Here is a 16,856-nt window from a genome sequence, read left to right as displayed (position 1 = left end):
AACCAATGCGTCGCCATATTATCAGGAAACCAAATAAACCCGTAAACCGAACCCTCAGTTCGTTTTACGGGTTATCACCCAGGCGTTTAGCCATAGATTATTCAAGTTTTGTTTTGTCCTTCTCTCTTTTTTGCTTACGGTACTTCGCAAATTCAACGTATTCTAAAATAAAGTTCTGTTCTTCTGTCTCAAGATCTTCAGCCTGGCAATTCAGTGGCCCCATCACCCCAAAAAAATAAGCAGCCTTCTGCTCCTGAAGCACGCCTTCCCCTGGCTTAATCCCTTTCATCAACCAGTCGAGCGATACATTAAAAAAGTCCGAAATCTGAATCAAATGGGCGGTACCTGGCGTTGTTTTTCCCCTTCTCCAATCACCGAGATTCCCTGAGCTAATTTTAAGCTTTTCACAAAATGCCTTCTTGGTCATTCCTCGATCCTTAATTAAAGCTTCAATCCGCTGATAAATAGTTTGATCTCCCACAACGTTTCCCCTCCGACACTGTAGCTTTTTCTAATTAATTTTCAATTGTACACATTAGAATGTCCTTATCAAATCCCACAGCAAACATTAATCAGTAGTTGAATTGGGCTGGTTTTTCTCTTTACGAAAGCGGGTAAATTCAATATACTCAAGTATAAAATCTCTTTCCGCCTCACTTAGCGATCCCCCCTGGCAATTCAGTTGCCCTGAAGCTCCAAAAAAATAAGGGTCCTGCGACTCCTTCAGCACCTTACTCTGCACGTCTCGACCCAGCATAATCCAATCCAGACTAGCGTCAAAAAAAGAAGCGATTTCTATGAGTTTATTCGTGCCTGGTGTCGTTTTTCCTCTTTTCCAATCTCCAAAGTTCCCTGTACTAATGCCCAACTGCTGGCAAAACGCCTTTTTCGTCATACCTCGTTCCTTAATGAGCTCCTCAATGCGTTGGTAAATAGATTGCATAGAAGTTCCTTCCTCCCTAGCAGGCTCTCCAAATAACGATATCATGTCCCTTGTTCCCTTTTCAAAGATCACGTGTGCTAAAATTACCGAATTATGTATGTTGGTTTTCATTATACCACAATATGCAACAAAAACCGCCTGTTTTCCGAAGAAAGGGCGGTCTTTAAGTCAGTTCGCTTACGCCAATCACGTAGCAGAGTTGTCGATTTTAAGTAAAATCCGCTTCAATTCGTTCAACGTTTCACTTAAGTGCAATAAATCTTCTTCCGGCAGATACACCAGTCTCTCTTGAATTTTATTAGAGAAGGTATGAAACACCTGTTCACAAAAAGCGTCGCCTTCTTCTGTAATGGCTACGTTCACGACTCTACGATCCGAGTCGCACGATTGGCGGTCAGCCAACCCATGCTCCACCAGCTTATCCAGAAGAGGAGTCATGTTTGGACGAGAGACATTTAGTTGTTTGGACAAATCGGATACCGTAGACGAACGCACTTCACGCAGAAGCAAGAGTACCTGAAAGTTATTAGGCGACAAATGCAACGGAAAATCAAGCGGACCGTAGGTGAAAAATTTCTTCTTCACAATCGGAAACAAGCCCAAAATATTTTCTGATATATTTCCTAACAGTTGAGTGTCCATATTTTTCACCGTCACTTCATAAGTTTATATATTTATTATTCTATAACATTATGGCGTTATATTATACTATGGAATCATTATTTCATCATAATCATTGTTTAATTGCATCCATGCACAAATAAAAAAAGCCTCTAACGCGAGAGACTTTTCCGTTTATTCCATTGATGCGGTCGAGAGGACTCGAACCTCCACGAGCGTACGCTCACTACCCCCTCAAGATAGCGTGTCTGCCATTCCACCACGACCGCATAACAAAATATAAATGGTGAGCCATGAAGGACTCGAACCTTCGACACCCTGATTAAAAGTCAGGTGCTCTACCAACTGAGCTAATGGCTCATGCTGTTCATCCTAGCTGTCCGCCATTAGATCAGACCTCAGGAATTCCCCTTAAGCATGCAACATGTAGTCTGTAAAGACAACAATGACCCGTAGGGGATTCGAACCCCTGTTACCTCCGTGAAAGGGAGGTGTCTTAACCCCTTGACCAACGGGCCTTATGAATGTACACCAACTTGACGACAAGAAAGAGTATATCAAATAGAATAGTAAATGGCAATACTTATTTTTAAAATTTTCAAAAAAGCTATTTTATATAATTGTAAAATGCATATTTACTTACATTAACTTATTTATTATCATCTAAACCCTGAAAAATCACGATAAACGATTGCAATATCACTTACATTTACTTATAATCACTTACGAGATACCGAAATGATTATATATTAGAGGAGCTTTCTATGTATCAGGAAGAACGAATGTTAAAAATCGTTGATTACTTACAGCTTCACAAGCGTATTTCGGTGGATGATATTTGCGAAATTTTTAATGTTTCACGGGATACGGCCCGCCGAGACCTGGTAAAACTTGAGGAGCACCAAAAAATTATTCGTACCCGCGGCGGTGCCCTTCTCCCTAAACTGCATCACGATCCAATTGGAAATTATAACGAAAGACTGCTTACTGTATCTGAGGAGAAACAAGTGATCGGACAATTGGCTGCCAGTATGGTACGAGATAAGGATCGTATTATATTGGATTCCTCTACCACCGTACAGGCGTGTGCAGAAAGACTGAATGTGCAGGAATGTTCGGTTATCACCAATTCAATCAATCAGGCTGACGTACTATCTGGAAAAGACGGTGTCTCCATTCATCTATTGGGGGGCCGCCTCCAAAAAGAACACCGATATGTATACGGTTCGTCCGTAATCGCCACTTTGTCTCACTATTTTGTAGACAAAGCTTTTATCGGGATTGGAGGCATATCAGCTCACGGACTAAGCCTGATTCATGAAGAGGACGGTATGCTGAAGCATCAGATGATGAAACAGGCAGATCAGGTGATCATCCTTGCGGACCATTCGAAATTCGGAATCAATTTCCCGTATCGTTTTGCTGATTTGTCTGAGGTTAATATCGTGATCACAGATCGCTTACCAGAACCGGCGATGCTGGAAATTTTGCAACACCATGATATCGAAGTTGTTGTCCCCTCATAAACTTGAAGCCAATCGCTCTAACTAGGCACAATATGTATAACAGAGATATCAGAAGACAGGAGCTGGAGAGAAATGAAACTGTTTGCGATTGATATGGATGGAACGCTATTGAACGAGGAAGGAAAAATAAGCAAAGCCAACGCAGAGGCAATCCGCAAGGCACAGCAGCAAGGTGTTCAAGTGACGATTGCCACTGGCAGAGCCGCTTATGATGCCTGGACAAAGCTAGAGGAAGCAGAGCTGGTTACTCCCGTCATCGGGGCAAACGGCGCCACTGTGCACGATGTGCATCGTCGCCAGCTAACATCTACTCCTATGGGCCGGAGCGAAACATTTGAAGTGCTGAACTGGCTCGAGGGTAACGACTTCTACTATGAGGTCATGACAGACCGGGCTATTTATTCTCCACAAAAGGGGCATCAGCTACTTGCTGTTGAAATGGACCGCTTGCTGAGCGCCAACCCAGATATTTCGCTGGATACTTTATTACATGCAGCTGAAAAACAATATGAACAGACCGGGCATACCCGCATCGCTTCATATGAGCAGATTCCACTGGATGTAGAGATATATAATGTGCTCTGTTTCTCCTTTGATCACGCCAAATTGGAACGGGGGCGTAAACGTTACCGAGATTTTCAAGGTCTAAACATGGTCATCTCCTCAGATCGCAACTTTGAAGTCGAGCATAAGGATGCGTCTAAAGGTAATGCATTGCTTTATCTCGCGAATTATCTGAACATCCCTATGCAGGAAGCCGTAGCGATCGGTGACAGCTATAACGATATTTCCATGCTGACGATGGCCGGAAGAGGTATTGCCATGGGCAATGCAAATGACGACATTAAGGCTGTCTGCTCCGAAGTTACCCTGACCAATGTGGAAGATGGCGTTGCTCATGCTCTGTTGAACCTCCTCAACACCGTCGAGGCTGACACTGTGAAATAGAAGGGATTAGTTGCGTACTGCGTACAACTCAGGCTAACGCTGCTTCATGCTGTACGCAACATGTCCGTCTTACATATAACAATTCTTAAAAAGCAGATCTAGACGAAAAAGACGCTCGCAAGCATGGTTACCATGCATACGAGCGTCCTTTTCTGTTTGAAATACCAACGGAGAGAGAGGGATTCGAACCCTCGCACCGCTTACGCAGTCTAACCCCTTAGCAGAGGGTCCCCTTATAGCCACTTGGGTATCTCTCCATGGCTCCCCGAACAGGACTCGAACCTGTGACAACTCGATTAACAGTCGAGTGCTCTACCAACTGAGCTATCAGGGAATATTACTGTAAATTATCATACAGTATGGTTAATTTACCATGAATCAGGGGGCCTCGTCAAGTGCCAACAAGCGAAGTTTACCTCCACATTTCCCACAGCGATATCGCTGTGGATTCATTTTACGCTTACGCATATACTCCTGTTGACAGGAAACACACACTAGCTTGTAACGATAAGGCTGAGGCTTTCTTCCAACTCTTCCCGGTAGGGTCTGACAATGCCTGCTTCCTCCTACGCGAGCCAGCCATGCTTTGAAATCAGCATCGCGATGCTGGTAGCCCATTCCGCGCAGATGTAGATGATAATGGCACAGCTCATGCTTTATAATTTTTTCCACCTCAGAATGTCCATAAGCCGCGAGTTGATGTGGATTAATTTCAATATGATGACTTTTCATAAAATATCGACCGCCTGTAGAAGACAGGCGCGCATTAAAGGTGGCTTGATGTTGAAACGGCACGCCAAAGCTCTCCAGCGAGATGCGCTCTACCCATTCTTGAAGTTCTTTATTACTCATGGAAGGGTTCATTGAATTGCTCAGAGACTTGGACTCCATCCTTATGGTTTCCCTCCTTTGCTTCATACTGACAAGCATATTATAAAATGACGGCCGAAGTCTAACCCTGGTTCATAAGCACACTTTAGGTATCCACCCCATATGCTAAACATACAGATGTAACGCAGAGGAGGAGATCGGCTTGCCTCAATGGCTCAGCAACCAGCTCATGCGGGCCTTTTACAAGAAGGACCGACGCCAAATTAAACTGTTGAACGATTGTTGGTTTTTTTATCATAAAGCACCTGGTATAGAATTTGACGCCAACAACGGGTAGAAGCAGAAAAGTTCCAGAAATGAAAAACCGGAGTCTCCAATATGATTCGGAGATTCCGGCTTTTTTTACTCTCACAAAAGGTTATACAGCTTTATTTAAAGCACTATGCCTGTGACTGCGCATCTGCGGGAGGTTTCATAGTCAGACCTACCCTGCCTTTTTTCAAATCAACATTCAACACCCACACGGTTACGTTATCACCAACAGATACAACATCCATCGGATGCTTAACAAAACCACTGCGCAGCTGTGAAATATGAACCAACCCGTCACTTTTAATACCGATATCCACAAATGCACCGAAATCAATGACATTGCGGACCGTTCCCTGAAGTTCCATACCCGGTGCCAGATCCTCGATCTTCAACACATCCTTGCGGAATACAGGCAATGGCAACTCGTCGCGCGGGTCACGACCTGGTCGCTGGAGGCTGTCCAAAATATCCCGCAATGTTGGTACACCAACTTCCAGCTTCGCAGCCAGCTGATCAATATTAGACACATTCAGCGCTTCTGTTGCAACTTTAGAACCCAGATCATGGGCACTGATACCTAGCTCCGCCAACAGACGGTCTACGACAGCATACGATTCAGGGTGAATCGGTGTGCGATCCAGTGGATTTTCTCCACCCGGTATACGGATAAAGCCAACGGATTGCTCGTAGGTTTTTGCGCCAAGACGCGGCACCTTCTGCAACTGACGACGGTTGCTGAATTTACCGTTTTCCTCACGGTACTTCACGATGTTTTTAGCAATGGTCGCGTTGATCCCTGCTACGTAAGACAACAGCGCCGAGGAAGCCGTGTTCACATCCACACCGACATGGTTAACAGCCGATTCCACAACGTCCTTCAAGCTCTCATCCAGATGTTTCTGCGACACATCATGCTGGTATTGACCTACACCAATAGCCTTCGGTTCAATCTTGACCAGCTCAGCCAGCGGGTCCTGCACACGACGCGCGATGGACGCCGCACTACGCTCAGCTACGTCCAAATCAGGAAATTCTTCCTGTGCCAGCTTAGAGGCAGAGTATACGCTCGCACCTGCCTCATTGACGATCAGATACGCGAGGCTGTTATCACCGATATCCGCGATGACTTCGGCTACGAATTGCTCTGTCTCGCGTGATGCGGTTCCGTTACCAATGACAATCAACTCGATGTCATATTTGGCAATCAGCTGCTTGAAAGTTTCGGCAGCCTCACGTTTCTTGTTGTTCGGCGGTGTTGGATATGTCACAGCCACTTCCAGCAGCTTGCCTGTGTCATCGACAACTGCCAGCTTGCAGCCTGTCCGATAGGCCGGATCGACTCCAAGCACACGACGCCCCTTGATCGGAGCCTGTAGCAACAGGCTGCGCAAATTGCCTGCAAAGATAGAGATGGCCTGCTGTTCGCCCTTCTCTGTCATTTCAGCGCGCACTTCACGTTCGATAGATGGCGCGATAAGTCTTTTATACGCATCCTCAATGACACTGCGCAGCAGGTCTTCCACCACAGACGATCCTTTAATCACTTGACCTGCCACATAATTGTAGATGGAATCCGGTGCTACCTCCAAACCAACCTTAAGAATGCCTTCCCGCTCTCCGCGATTAATCGCCAGAATACGGTGAGGTGGCATTTTCTTAGCCAGCTCACGATAGCTATAGTAATTCTCATACACAGACTCTTGCTCGGTATCCTTCGCTTCAGAGGTCAGCATCCCATGATCCAGCGTATAACGGCGCACCCATTGGCGAATAGCCGCATCATCAGCTATATTTTCGGCCAAAATATCCATAGCTCCTTGGATAGCTGCCTCAGGGGTTTCGACTCCCAGCTCAGCATTCACATAGGATTCAGCTTCTTTCAAAGCATCACCCTGCTTCGGCTGACCCCAAATCCAGATGGATAGCGGCTCCAACCCCCGTTCCTTTGCCACACTGGCGCGAGTCTTGCGCTTTTGCCGATATGGACGGTATAGATCTTCCACTTCCTGAAGTTTAACCGCAGAGGTGATAGCAGCCTGCAGCTCTTCAGTCAGCTTGCCCTGTTCATCAATAATGCGGATGACCTCTACCTTACGATCCTCCAGATTACGTAAATACAGCACACGATCTTCAATTTCACGCAGCTGATTTTCATCCAGCTCTCCTGTCATTTCCTTACGATAACGCGCGATAAAAGGAATTGTATTCCCTTCATCCAATAAACTGATCGTTGTCCGGATTTGCTTGAGTGCCAGCGACAGCTCTCTCGCCACTTGTTTGACAATCCGTTCTTGGCGTTCTGCTTCGTTCGGCTCCTGCCCAATTTCCGTCTTCATTTCCTCGTTAGACAAACCTATCCCTTCTTCCTCACAGCTCTTGTCATACATCATGTCTTTTATTATCACAAAAAATGATTCAAAGCGCCAGCAGGTGACGTAAAAGCAAGCCTTACGTGTATTTTTCTTCGGACATGCAAAAGGACAGCGCTAGAGCGCTGTCCTTTCCCGTTTCACTCGTCGTTCCATCATACTAAAAATCAATCAAACCGAGACTGATCTGTAGCGAATCGCTCACTTTGCGCATGGTTTCTTCATCCAAATGGGTGATTTTGTCGGTAAGCCTTTGCTTGTCGATCGTCCGGATTTGCTCCAGTAGAACAACAGAATCACGATCAAAGCCATGCGTCGCCGCGTCGATTTCCACGTGTGTAGGCAGCTTTGCCTTCTGAATCTGTGCTGTGATGGCTGCTACGATCACGGTAGGGCTAAACCGGTTGCCGATATCATTTTGAATGATCAGCACAGGTCTGACGCCACCTTGCTCGGAACCGACTACGGGTGAAAGGTCTGCAAAAAAAACGTCGCCGCGCTTTACGATCAATATGGATTACACCCCGCTAACTGTACGGCCCAAGGTGCTGTTTGCATCTTCCTCCGCGTGAAAGGCTTCAGATGCCATGGTCAGGTTAATTTTAGCCATTTCCATGTATCCACGCTGCATAGCTTCACGAATGTAACGTTTTTTACGTTCACCTACATAAAGCTTCATTGCCTGCCTGATAAATTCACTGCGGTTGGAATTCTCCATAGCTACGATCCCGTCCACTTCCTGCAAGAGATGATCTGGCAAACTGATCATTATTCTTTTGGTGTTCTGCAAATTGGCCAACTTCTCTTCCACCCCCAAAACCTTGTCGCCATTGTACCATTATAACGTTATTCCCGGTAATTTATTCAAACGGAATATAAGAGAATGTATATGATATGCGTATATCATCTATGCTGCATTCCATTATAAACTACGCAGTTCGTTTTCGTACAGGCGTTTGATCCCCGAAATACAAGTGTCAGCGGAGCCTAGTGCGTCTTTTGACAGTTATAGCGCTCTTTTCTTTCCTTTGTACATATTTCGGGGCGTTCTACGAAAACTCCTGCTTTTATCCGGTAATTTGCGTTATGAAATTAATTCCAGTGGGTTGGAAGAAGCGAGTTCACCCGAACGACAGGAACATGATCTCGCATGTAAACACGCGGTACCCTGTCTGCGATCATGCAGATCACCTCGTAGTGGATTGTACCAAGCTTGGATGCCAGCTCATCCGCCGCAATGATTTCGCCGGACTGCTGGCCGATGAGAACAACCTCTTCGCCGGTTTGGATTTCTTCCGCATCCTCTGCGAAAGATTGTAAGGATACCATACACTGGTCCATGCAAATCGTACCGAGTACAGGGACGCGACGACCGCGTATCAACACTTCGACCTTCCCACTTAGCATGCGGGAGTATCCATCCGCATAACCAATTGGCAGTGTGCCGATCCGCTCTTCACTAGAGGTCACATACCGGGTGCCGTAGCTAACCCCCCAGCCGGGAGGAAGCGTCTTGGTATAAACCACCGCCGTCTTTAATGACAATACAGGCAACAGTTCAATGACTTGCCGGTTAACCTCATCAGACGGATACAGACCGTATATACTGATGCCAATCCGCACCATATTGGGGGAAAGGGAAGGGGTATCAATGGTGGCCGCGCTGTTGCCCGTATGTATAATGGGAATAGAAATACCTTGTTCCCTTAGCGCATCCGCCACGCCCCGAAACCGATCATATTGTAGCAGTGTATAGCTTTTATCTTCTTCATCCGCACGGGCAAAATGGGTGTACATGCCTTCCAGCAGCACCTGCTCTAATTCGTGAACCTGCCGGACAAAAGCCAAAGCTGTTTCTCCAGGCAGCAAACCGAGTCTTCCCATACCGCTGTCTATTTTGATGTGCACCTTCAGCTTGCGTTCGCTTCCTTGGCGATCCAATCTGCGGATACCCTCCAGCACTTCCTCACTAAACACAGTCAATGAGATATCATGCTCCCAAGCTGTTTGGACAGCTTCAGGTGAGGTATAGCCGAGTACAAGGATCGGCAGTCCAACCCCCGCATGACGAAGCTCCAGAGCCTCATCCAGAAAAGCGACGCTCAAATAATCCGCACCAAGGCGTTCCATTTCCTTTGAAATTTCTACGGCACCGTGACCGTAGGCATTAGCCTTGACACAGACCAGCATCAGCTTATCCGCAGGCAATGCCTTGCGAAAGGCCTCATAGTTGGCGCCAAGGTGATCCAGGTTGATTTCGGCCCGGGTCGATCTGTATTGTGCTTGCAAAATCCAGTCACCTTCTTCAATTGTTAGCCTGTAACGTAACCTTTTACCATTTTGGATATAGCAAAATCCTTGCTTCCAAAGGTTAATGGTAATGTTCAGAGACGTGGCTGTCAATGGCAGGGGGCTCTGCCAGCCTCCTCTACCATCTTTACAATAGAACAAGATATACAAGCGATGCACATCTTAGACTGCGAATGAACAAAAGACGGATACGGGCGGTAGCAGAGCATTTTACACTCTAGACCGTCTGCATCCGTCTATAAAATTTTATTTACCCGATTGTTCCTGTATAGAAGCGGCAATTTGTATCATTTCGTTCACAGGCAAGTCAGCACTGGTGATTCTGAACTCTATTCCATCATTCATCCAGGTCATCGTCTGCTGTTCACTTCCTGTCAGCACGGCAAAACTTCCTCCAATATCAACCAGTTCGCCTGCCGTCAATGCGACCGCCCGATCTTTTGGACGCGCCTCCACAATGGTATAGTTATACGTTCCGCTGTACCGCAGCATCACTGCATGTGTACCATTATCCTCCAGCTCCGGCGTATCCTTGATTTGTACTCCGGCTGGCGTGTAGGACGGTTCAATCAAGCCGAACTCACCCAACACAGCTTCTGCGGCATCCGTTCCCGCTGACGTTCCAGTTGCAGCATCCGCTGTGCCCGGTGTCTGTTGCTGCTCCTCTGCGTTAGCTGCTGCTTGCGGCTTGGACGTATCGCCAGTGACAGCTCCGTCGCTCTTCGCTTCACCAGACGGTTGCTGGACATCGTCCCCTACGGTTTCCTGCTCTTGTCCGGCTTCACCGGACGTCACGCCAGTCGTCCCTTCTAACGTACCGGTCGTATCAAGCGGACCGCTGGAATCCACTGCCCCTGAAGATGGCGATCCCTCGCTACCTGCATTCGTTTTTCCGGAAGCCATGTTCCGCTCCATATCAAAAGAATCCTTGTCAAACTTCGTATCAAAAGCGAATTGATCGAATTTCAGATCGACAACCACCTTGGCATTCGCATCAGATACTTGTACCTGAGTAGGGGCATAGTTGTTTTTGGATAGCCAAATCTTTTGCCTTACCAGCGCATGGCTGTTGTAGTTCGCGGCCACATCAAACACATACGATTTATCGTCGGTAGCCAACTGACGGGAGGCATCACCGATAATGCTGCGAACCAGCGTTTCATATAAATATACCTGACCCTGATTGTTTGGCCAGTCGCTTTTGAAACGGAAACTCTTGTTCAGGCTGGGGGTCAGTACAAATACACCCTCATCATTACGAAGCACGATTTGCGTAACATCCTTTTTCTCGTTCGTCATGGCAATTCGGTAATAGGACGGCTTGCGATAGGAAATATCCACCTTGTATTCCTGCGGCGTGTCGCCGGTATGCAGCGTCATCAAAGCTGTACCGTGGTAGCTGTTCAGGTCGCTCACCACGTCACTCAAATCTTTAACCACATCGTCTGCGCTCTTCTTGCCGCACCCGGCCAGCAGCAACGTTACACACATGACCATGGCAAGCATCCATGAAATCCGGCGCATGTCATCAACCCCTTCAGCACATGTTTTAAATGAATTAGTACATGTCTATGAAGGACTTGTTCGATTTATGCAGACTGGCATGACAAGCTTGAGCGTATCCTTGTGTAATGCTATAAAATCTTTTGAAGACTGATCATAAATTCATACAGGAAATAAACCGAAAAACCAACCAAAACCACACCGGCACAGATTGTAACCCACTTGATGGCGGTTCTGTTCATGGCTTTTCGTGTTGTCGCTACGAGGGTCATCAAGCCTAAATCATGGATAAGAATACCAAACAAAATACCTAAACCAACAATCAAAAATTGACTTGTATTTGACCGATCAAATGAACTTGCCAGCACAGTCCCAAAAACACTTACCCAGAACACTAAATTCCCTGGTGAAACAGCTACAAGCAGCCCATTTTTATAGGAAGAAAATAATGATTTCGTCTTTTTCTCTCCTTCTAGTGCAATATCATGATCCGCATTTTTAATGCTGTCGTACCCCACGTAGCACAGAAATATGGCTCCAACGAGCCACATGATCACCTGTACAACAGGTAAGGACAGAACAGAGGCCAGACCAAAATATAAACCAATGATTAATAACAAATCGATGGTCATCCCCCCGAGCCCCACAATCCATCCATGCATAAATCCATTCTTTAGCCCTTGCTTCGTCATTTCAACCGTAATGGTACCTACAGGTAATGCTATGGAGAAACCTAGTAAAACATATGTAATAAACAATGCCATTTCAAAACCCCTTTCAAATGTATAAAAACGTTATTCTATATTATAAAAAATGACAAATCAATAAAATGTTGAAGCCTGTATGAGCTTAAAACACATGAGACTTATTTTGTACAAAATCGGATTCATTGACCAAGTTTGTCCATTGAGTATTGAGGTTCCAGCACTTATCATTGCTTTTGTGATAATAATTCTCATTTGCAAATTTATGAACTATTATATTATACGGAGGCTGCTATGACCAACAAAAAATCTACTCGGCAATACACTGCTCTGATCTGTCTATTCTCTCTTATGGGGGCATTGCTACTAGGATGCGGCGCATCTGATAAGCAGACTGCAAGCAGCAACACAACAGCATCTACAACCTCGGAAGCTGCCACAACTCGTGCCTACACAGACTACAAGGGTCATACAGTAAACATTCCCACGACTCCTGGGCGCATTGCTTACTTCGGAGAAAACTATGGGGATCTATTGGTTTTAGGCGTACAGGCTGTTGGTACATCGACTTCTATGATCGAGGGAAAGATATATGAGAAAAAAGTTCAGAATGTATCGGACCTAGGATTTCCCATTGATTTAGAAAAAACATTGGCTCTACAACCAGACCTAATCATCACCGCCGATACGGATGAAAAACAATACGCAGCGTTAACGAAAATTGCACCTACAATTATGTTCGATACCTTCGCTCCACTGAACGATCGTTTGCTACATCTCGGAGACATTGTGAACAAGAAAAAGGCTGCTGAGGACTGGCTTGCCCAATATAAAATCAAGGAAGCAGAGATGTGGACCAAACTTCATGCGCAAGGTGTTAAGTCGGGTGAAACAGCTTCGGTCTTTACCTACTATCCCGGTGACCGTTTGTTCGTCATGGCACGGACAGGCCTGTCACAGATACTATATGAAGAGAATGGTCTCAAGCCTACTCCTCTTATTCAGAAAGCGCTGGATGAGGACAAAGGATTCGTGCAATTATCACAGGAAGTAATCGGACAATACGCTGGAGATCGGATTTTCATACTAAGCACTCCAAGTTCAGAAGCCCAGCAATCCACCGAACAATTAATGAAAAGCAAGCTGTGGCTTCAGCTCCCTGCTGTCAAGCAGGGACATGTGTACATGCAGGACATTGGCAAAACCGAAAGTGATGCATCTACTCGGGAATGGTTGCTGGAGGAATTGCCCAAGCTCATAAAATAAGATTGGAGAAGCCTATCGTCCTTGTTGATAGGCTTCTTTTTTGTTGAACCTAAAGGAGGTATACTTATGCATATATGATAACCATTCTCAGTAAAAGGAGCTTTACACCGTGAATCAGCCTTCGTCGTCTGTAAATTCACCTCCACCCAACACACTGCTTTTTCATTTTAAAGGAATTGTGTTGGTTAGTGAGCCTACCGTTGGACTAATATCTCAATCAAATTCCGATCACTGTCTGCTTATGTTCATCGGCGGGGCTGGTAGGGTGGATGTGGGTCAAGAACAATATGTATTCCATTCAGGTCATGGGTATTGGTTAACTCCTGGCGAATCCTATCGCATCGCTCCCTTGGATGGAACTGTTCCTGAATACTACAAAATCACGTTCAAGGTCATTACCATGCCGTTGGAGCCACAATCGGACGCGACCTTGGTTGAAAACGCAACGGGCATGCCATCCATATATCACGGATCTGTCCTGCCAGAACCGCGTGAATACATCGTTTCCTCTTCCTTCAAGCCTATTCAGTTGGCCGAAGAGTTATTTTATAGCACCCAACAAACAATACAGCCGCATAGACAAACCACTGCATTGCGTCAGCAAATCATGTTTCAAGAGCTGCTCTTACTGTGGCAGGAAGCCCACGTCCCTATTAAGCATAACGAGGCCTTTAATCCGACATTGCCTTCATCGGTGGAAAGCACCCTTGCATATATGGAAAACCACTACGAAAAGCCTATTACCGTCAAGCAGCTTGCCGAACAGGCCAACGTTTCCATATGGCAATACTCCCAGTTGTTTCGCAAAATAACGGGCAAAAAGCCGTTGCATTACCTCACTGAGCTGCGCTTGAACCATGCCAAGCGGCTGCTGCTGGAATGCAAACGGCCTTTACGTGAAATTGCCCGTCAGGTGGGTTTCTCTGACGAATATTATTTTAATCGGCGTTTTAGGCAAATAACCGGGGTTCCGCCGGGTAAATATGCGCTTTCCGCTCCCAGTTCTGTGTGCGTTAAGGATTGGACTGGCCACCATATTCATATCCCTCGTCGAGCGAGCCGCATCATCTATCACGGAGAAACGATGGGCGATTTGCTCGCGTTAGGAGCCACAGCCATCGGCGGAAGCCTGCGGCTCAGTGAATACAGCGTCTATAAGCATCGTCTTGAGAACGTAACTGACGTGGGACTTCCGCTGGATACCCGCTTGACCAGCGCTCTTGATCCTGATCTGATTATCATCGCCAACTCGGATGAACAGGAATACGAGCGTATTGCAAGCATCGCGCCCACCCTCACCTTCAACTCCTTTGCCGCCCTGGAGGAACGACTGCGTACACTTGGCGCCTGGCTCGATAAGGAACAAGAGGCCGAACGCTGGTTAGCGACCTTCACCGCTCGTAATCTGGCGATGTGGCAGCAGCTCAGCACGCATATCACAGCCGGAGAAACCGCCTCTGTTTTTATCTTCGACCATGGCGATCGGCTCTTTGTCATGGGCATGTCCGGATTCTCATCGGCCCTCTACCACCCGCACGGCTTCCAGCCTGTCGAGCCAATCCAAAAGATGCTTGATGAGGGACTGGGCTTCGCAGAAATTAATCCAAACGAATTGCCTGATTACGCTGGCGATCGCATATTTATGCTCGTCCCTACGGCACCAGACTCCAAGCATACGCTGGAATGCATGCTCAACAGCCCTCTCTGGCATAGCCTCCCTGCTGTGCGTCAAGGCCAGGTATATTTCGTAGAAGCAGACCGCTGGAACTGGAGCGATGCCATGACTCGGCAAAAGCTGCTCACTGCACTGCCCAAACTGCTCGTTCATTGATGCTGAAATGCTGCTATTTTTCAAAAGCTACATGAGTCCTTGAATAGTCCCATCTGCCTCCAGCGACATATGCTCAGCTGCTGGAGATTTGGGCAATCCTGGCATCGTCATGGTATTACCTGTTTCCACGACTACAAAGCCTGCGCCTGCGGACAATGATACGCTGGACACGTGAATGGTGAACCCCTCCGGCGCACCTAGCAAGGAAGGTTGATCTGAGAAAGAATACGGCGTTTTGGCCATACATACAGGCAGTTGTCCAAAACCAAGCTGCTCCATACCAGCCAACGCCCGTTTGGCTGCAGGCGTGTAAGCCACCTCTGCCGCACCGTAAATCTCCTTGGCAATGACACTAATTTTCGCTTGTAAATCAAGCGTATGATCATATAGCGGCGCAAAATGGGCTTTGTCCTTCTGAAGTAAGTTCAGCAGGCTTTGGGCCAATTTTTCTCCCCCTTGGCTTCCCTGCGCCCATACTTGTGAAAGCTCTGCAGGTACACCCAGCTTGCGGCATTCTGAGAAAATCAAATCCAACTCGGCTTCGCTATCTGTTACAAAATGGTTAATCGCTACCAATACAGGCACACCAAACTTTTGCAAATTCCGTACATGTCGGCTCATATTGGCTAATCCGAGTTGCAATTGCTCCAAATTTTCCGCATCCAGCTCATGTTTAGCTACACCGCCGTTATATTTCAGCGCTTTGGCGGTTACAACCAGCACAGCCGCATCTGGCTGCAAGCCGGACTGGCGGCACTTGATGTCAAAGAACTTTTCCGCTCCCAGCTCAGCCCCAAATCCCGCCTCTGTGACGACGACCTCTCCCAGCTTCAACGCCAGCTTTGTACCGATCAGACTGCTACATCCATGGGCAATATTAGCAAAAGGTCCACCATGCACAATAACCGGAGTGCCTTCCAACGTCTGCACTAGATTAGGCTTTAATGCTTCCCGAAGCAGCACAGCCATTCCTTCCACCGCGTGCAGATCCTCTGCTGTTACCGCTTCACCGGATTCGTTATATCCAATCACCATCCGACCCAACCGTACTTTAAGATCGTTCATATTTTCACTTAAGCATAGCACCGCCATGACTTCCGAGGCCGAGGTAATCAGAAAGCCGCTTTCTCTCACCGCTCCATTCCCCGTCCCCAATCCAGTCACAATACTTCGCAAGCTCCGGTCATTCATATCGACAGCCCGTTTCCACACGATTCGGTCTGGCTTCAGCCGCAAAGCATTTCCATGGAACAAATGGTTATCAATCATCGCTGCCAGCAAATTATGTGCTGCCGAAATCGCATGTATATCCCCTGTAAAATGCAGATTAATGTCTTCCGCCGGAACAATCTGGGCCTGTCCTCCCCCGGTGGCTCCACCTTTCATCCCAAAGCAAGGTCCAAGAGACGGCTCACGCAGCGCAGCTACGGTTTTATGCCCCATCGCGTTGAGTGCCTGGGACAGCCCGATGGTTGTCAGCGTTTTTCCTTCTCCAGCCGGAGTGGGATTCATCGCTGTAACCAGCACCAGCTTTCCATTTGGGCGATCCTTTAACTGTTCCCACAGAGATGGATTCAGCTTCGCTTTATATTTTCCATACGTCTCCAGATGCTCTTCTTCAATTCCTGCTTCTTTGGCTATATCAATAATCCTCTTCATCTTTCGTTATGTACCCCCCGTTTTATAAGTCTG

16 protein-coding genes and 5 tRNA genes are annotated in these 16,856 nt (G+C 46.9%); 5 read left to right on the top strand and 16 right to left on the bottom strand.

Going from position 1 to position 16,856, the window contains the following annotated elements; translation table 11 throughout:
• Window positions 1-97: 97 nt before the first annotated feature.
• From MKX36_RS06325 to MKX36_RS06300, 6 genes are all read right to left on the bottom strand, one after another.
• Complete coding sequence (locus MKX36_RS06325; RefSeq protein ID WP_016818371.1) at window positions 98-481, bottom strand: helix-turn-helix domain-containing protein; 384 nt, start codon at window positions 479-481, stop codon at window positions 98-100.
• An 87-nt stretch (window positions 482-568) separates the two neighbouring features.
• Window positions 569-943 (bottom strand): helix-turn-helix domain-containing protein, encoded by a 375-nt coding sequence (locus tag MKX36_RS06320; protein ID WP_016818372.1) that lies wholly within the window; start codon window positions 941-943, stop codon window positions 569-571.
• A 186-nt stretch (window positions 944-1,129) separates the two neighbouring features.
• Window positions 1,130-1,585, bottom strand: a complete 456-nt coding sequence (locus tag MKX36_RS06315; RefSeq protein WP_017426529.1) for a MarR family winged helix-turn-helix transcriptional regulator — start codon at window positions 1,583-1,585, stop codon at window positions 1,130-1,132.
• A 165-nt stretch (window positions 1,586-1,750) separates the two neighbouring features.
• Window positions 1,751-1,833 (bottom strand) — tRNA-Leu (locus MKX36_RS06310).
• 15 nt (window positions 1,834-1,848) lie between these two features.
• A tRNA-Lys gene (locus MKX36_RS06305) sits at window positions 1,849-1,924 on the bottom strand.
• An 86-nt stretch (window positions 1,925-2,010) separates the two neighbouring features.
• A tRNA-Glu gene (locus tag MKX36_RS06300) sits at window positions 2,011-2,082 on the bottom strand.
• 246 nt (window positions 2,083-2,328) lie between these two features.
• On the opposite strand from MKX36_RS06300, the gene MKX36_RS06295 reads away from it, so the two are divergent.
• Window positions 2,329-3,090 carry a DeoR/GlpR family DNA-binding transcription regulator gene (locus MKX36_RS06295; protein ID WP_340864421.1) on the top strand — a complete coding sequence of 254 codons (762 nt, stop codon included), beginning with the start codon at window positions 2,329-2,331 and terminating at the stop codon, window positions 3,088-3,090.
• Window positions 3,091-3,162: 72 nt separating this feature from the next.
• Complete coding sequence (locus MKX36_RS06290) at window positions 3,163-4,038, top strand: Cof-type HAD-IIB family hydrolase (RefSeq protein ID WP_016818364.1); 876 nt, start codon at window positions 3,163-3,165, stop codon at window positions 4,036-4,038.
• Window positions 4,039-4,206: 168 nt separating this feature from the next.
• Here the strand turns inward: MKX36_RS06290 and MKX36_RS06285 are convergent.
• From MKX36_RS06285 to MKX36_RS06275, 3 genes are all read right to left on the bottom strand, one after another.
• Window positions 4,207-4,295: transfer RNA gene (locus MKX36_RS06285), tRNA-Ser, on the bottom strand.
• A 1-nt stretch (window position 4,296) separates the two neighbouring features.
• Window positions 4,297-4,372 (bottom strand) — tRNA-Asn (locus tag MKX36_RS06280).
• Between the two features lie 44 nt (window positions 4,373-4,416).
• Entirely contained in the window at window positions 4,417-4,929 is a 513-nt protein-coding gene (locus MKX36_RS06275; RefSeq protein ID WP_340864420.1) for a SprT family protein, read from the bottom strand.
• A gap of 142 nt (window positions 4,930-5,071) precedes the next feature.
• On the opposite strand from MKX36_RS06275, the gene cmpA reads away from it, so the two are divergent.
• Window positions 5,072-5,206, top strand: a complete 135-nt coding sequence (gene cmpA / locus MKX36_RS06270) for a cortex morphogenetic protein CmpA (RefSeq protein ID WP_016821163.1) — start codon at window positions 5,072-5,074, stop codon at window positions 5,204-5,206.
• Window positions 5,207-5,309: 103 nt separating this feature from the next.
• Here cmpA and MKX36_RS06265 read toward each other — a convergent pair whose 3' ends face one another.
• The 6 genes from MKX36_RS06265 to MKX36_RS06240 form a co-directional block, all read right to left on the bottom strand.
• Entirely contained in the window at window positions 5,310-7,532 is a 2,223-nt protein-coding gene (locus tag MKX36_RS06265) for a Tex family protein (protein WP_031463110.1), read from the bottom strand.
• A gap of 178 nt (window positions 7,533-7,710) precedes the next feature.
• Window positions 7,711-8,061, bottom strand: coding sequence for a type II toxin-antitoxin system PemK/MazF family toxin (locus MKX36_RS06260; protein WP_007429335.1), 351 nt, complete (start codon window positions 8,059-8,061; stop codon window positions 7,711-7,713).
• 6 nt (window positions 8,062-8,067) lie between these two features.
• Window positions 8,068-8,349, bottom strand: a complete 282-nt coding sequence (locus MKX36_RS06255; protein WP_007429334.1) for a CopG family ribbon-helix-helix protein — start codon at window positions 8,347-8,349, stop codon at window positions 8,068-8,070.
• Window positions 8,350-8,642: 293 nt separating this feature from the next.
• Window positions 8,643-9,839, bottom strand: coding sequence for an alanine racemase (gene alr / locus MKX36_RS06250; RefSeq protein WP_340864419.1), 1,197 nt, complete (start codon window positions 9,837-9,839; stop codon window positions 8,643-8,645).
• A 267-nt stretch (window positions 9,840-10,106) separates the two neighbouring features.
• Entirely contained in the window at window positions 10,107-11,384 is a 1,278-nt protein-coding gene (locus MKX36_RS06245) for an outer membrane lipoprotein-sorting protein (protein ID WP_340864418.1), read from the bottom strand.
• 110 nt (window positions 11,385-11,494) lie between these two features.
• Window positions 11,495-12,127: a LysE family translocator gene (locus MKX36_RS06240; RefSeq protein ID WP_045244041.1), complete on the bottom strand. Its 633-nt coding sequence runs from the start codon at window positions 12,125-12,127 to the stop codon at window positions 11,495-11,497.
• Between the two features lie 234 nt (window positions 12,128-12,361).
• Here MKX36_RS06240 and MKX36_RS06235 point away from each other — a divergent pair, with 234 nt between their 5' ends.
• The gene (locus MKX36_RS06235) at window positions 12,362-13,333 is read left to right on the top strand and encodes an ABC transporter substrate-binding protein (protein WP_016821168.1); all 972 of its coding nucleotides are present in this window, start codon (window positions 12,362-12,364) and stop codon (window positions 13,331-13,333) included.
• Window positions 13,334-13,442: 109 nt separating this feature from the next.
• Window positions 13,443-15,164 carry an ABC transporter substrate-binding protein gene (locus tag MKX36_RS06230; RefSeq protein ID WP_340864417.1) on the top strand — a complete coding sequence of 574 codons (1,722 nt, stop codon included), beginning with the start codon at window positions 13,443-13,445 and terminating at the stop codon, window positions 15,162-15,164.
• 27 nt (window positions 15,165-15,191) lie between these two features.
• Here the strand turns inward: MKX36_RS06230 and MKX36_RS06225 are convergent, their stop codons facing one another.
• A complete protein-coding gene (locus tag MKX36_RS06225; RefSeq protein ID WP_107733999.1) occupies window positions 15,192-16,823 on the bottom strand; it encodes a formate--tetrahydrofolate ligase in 1,632 nt (543 codons plus the stop codon).
• Window positions 16,824-16,856: the final 33 nt, after the last annotated feature.

This window comes from Paenibacillus sp. FSL W8-0439, from assembly GCF_038008995.1.
Classification (GTDB): Bacteria; Bacillota; Bacilli; order Paenibacillales; family Paenibacillaceae; genus Paenibacillus; species Paenibacillus polymyxa.
This window is presented reverse-complemented; position numbering and strand designations above follow the sequence as displayed.

Coding starts and splice junctions, on each gene's coding strand:
- MKX36_RS06320 (WP_016818372.1), bottom strand. CDS start 943: ATGCAATCTATTTACCAACGCATTGAGGAGCTCATTAAGGAACGAGGT.
- MKX36_RS06315 (WP_017426529.1), bottom strand. CDS start 1,585: ATGGACACTCAACTGTTAGGAAATATATCAGAAAATATTTTGGGCTTG.
- MKX36_RS06295 (WP_340864421.1), top strand. CDS start 2,329: ATGTATCAGGAAGAACGAATGTTAAAAATCGTTGATTACTTACAGCTT.
- MKX36_RS06290 (WP_016818364.1), top strand. CDS start 3,163: ATGAAACTGTTTGCGATTGATATGGATGGAACGCTATTGAACGAGGAA.
- MKX36_RS06275 (WP_340864420.1), bottom strand. CDS start 4,929: ATGGAGTCCAAGTCTCTGAGCAATTCAATGAACCCTTCCATGAGTAAT.
- MKX36_RS06245 (WP_340864418.1), bottom strand. CDS start 11,384: ATGCGCCGGATTTCATGGATGCTTGCCATGGTCATGTGTGTAACGTTG.
- MKX36_RS06240 (WP_045244041.1), bottom strand. CDS start 12,127: ATGGCATTGTTTATTACATATGTTTTACTAGGTTTCTCCATAGCATTA.
- MKX36_RS06235 (WP_016821168.1), top strand. CDS start 12,362: ATGACCAACAAAAAATCTACTCGGCAATACACTGCTCTGATCTGTCTA.
- MKX36_RS06225 (WP_107733999.1), bottom strand. CDS start 16,823: ATGAAGAGGATTATTGATATAGCCAAAGAAGCAGGAATTGAAGAAGAG.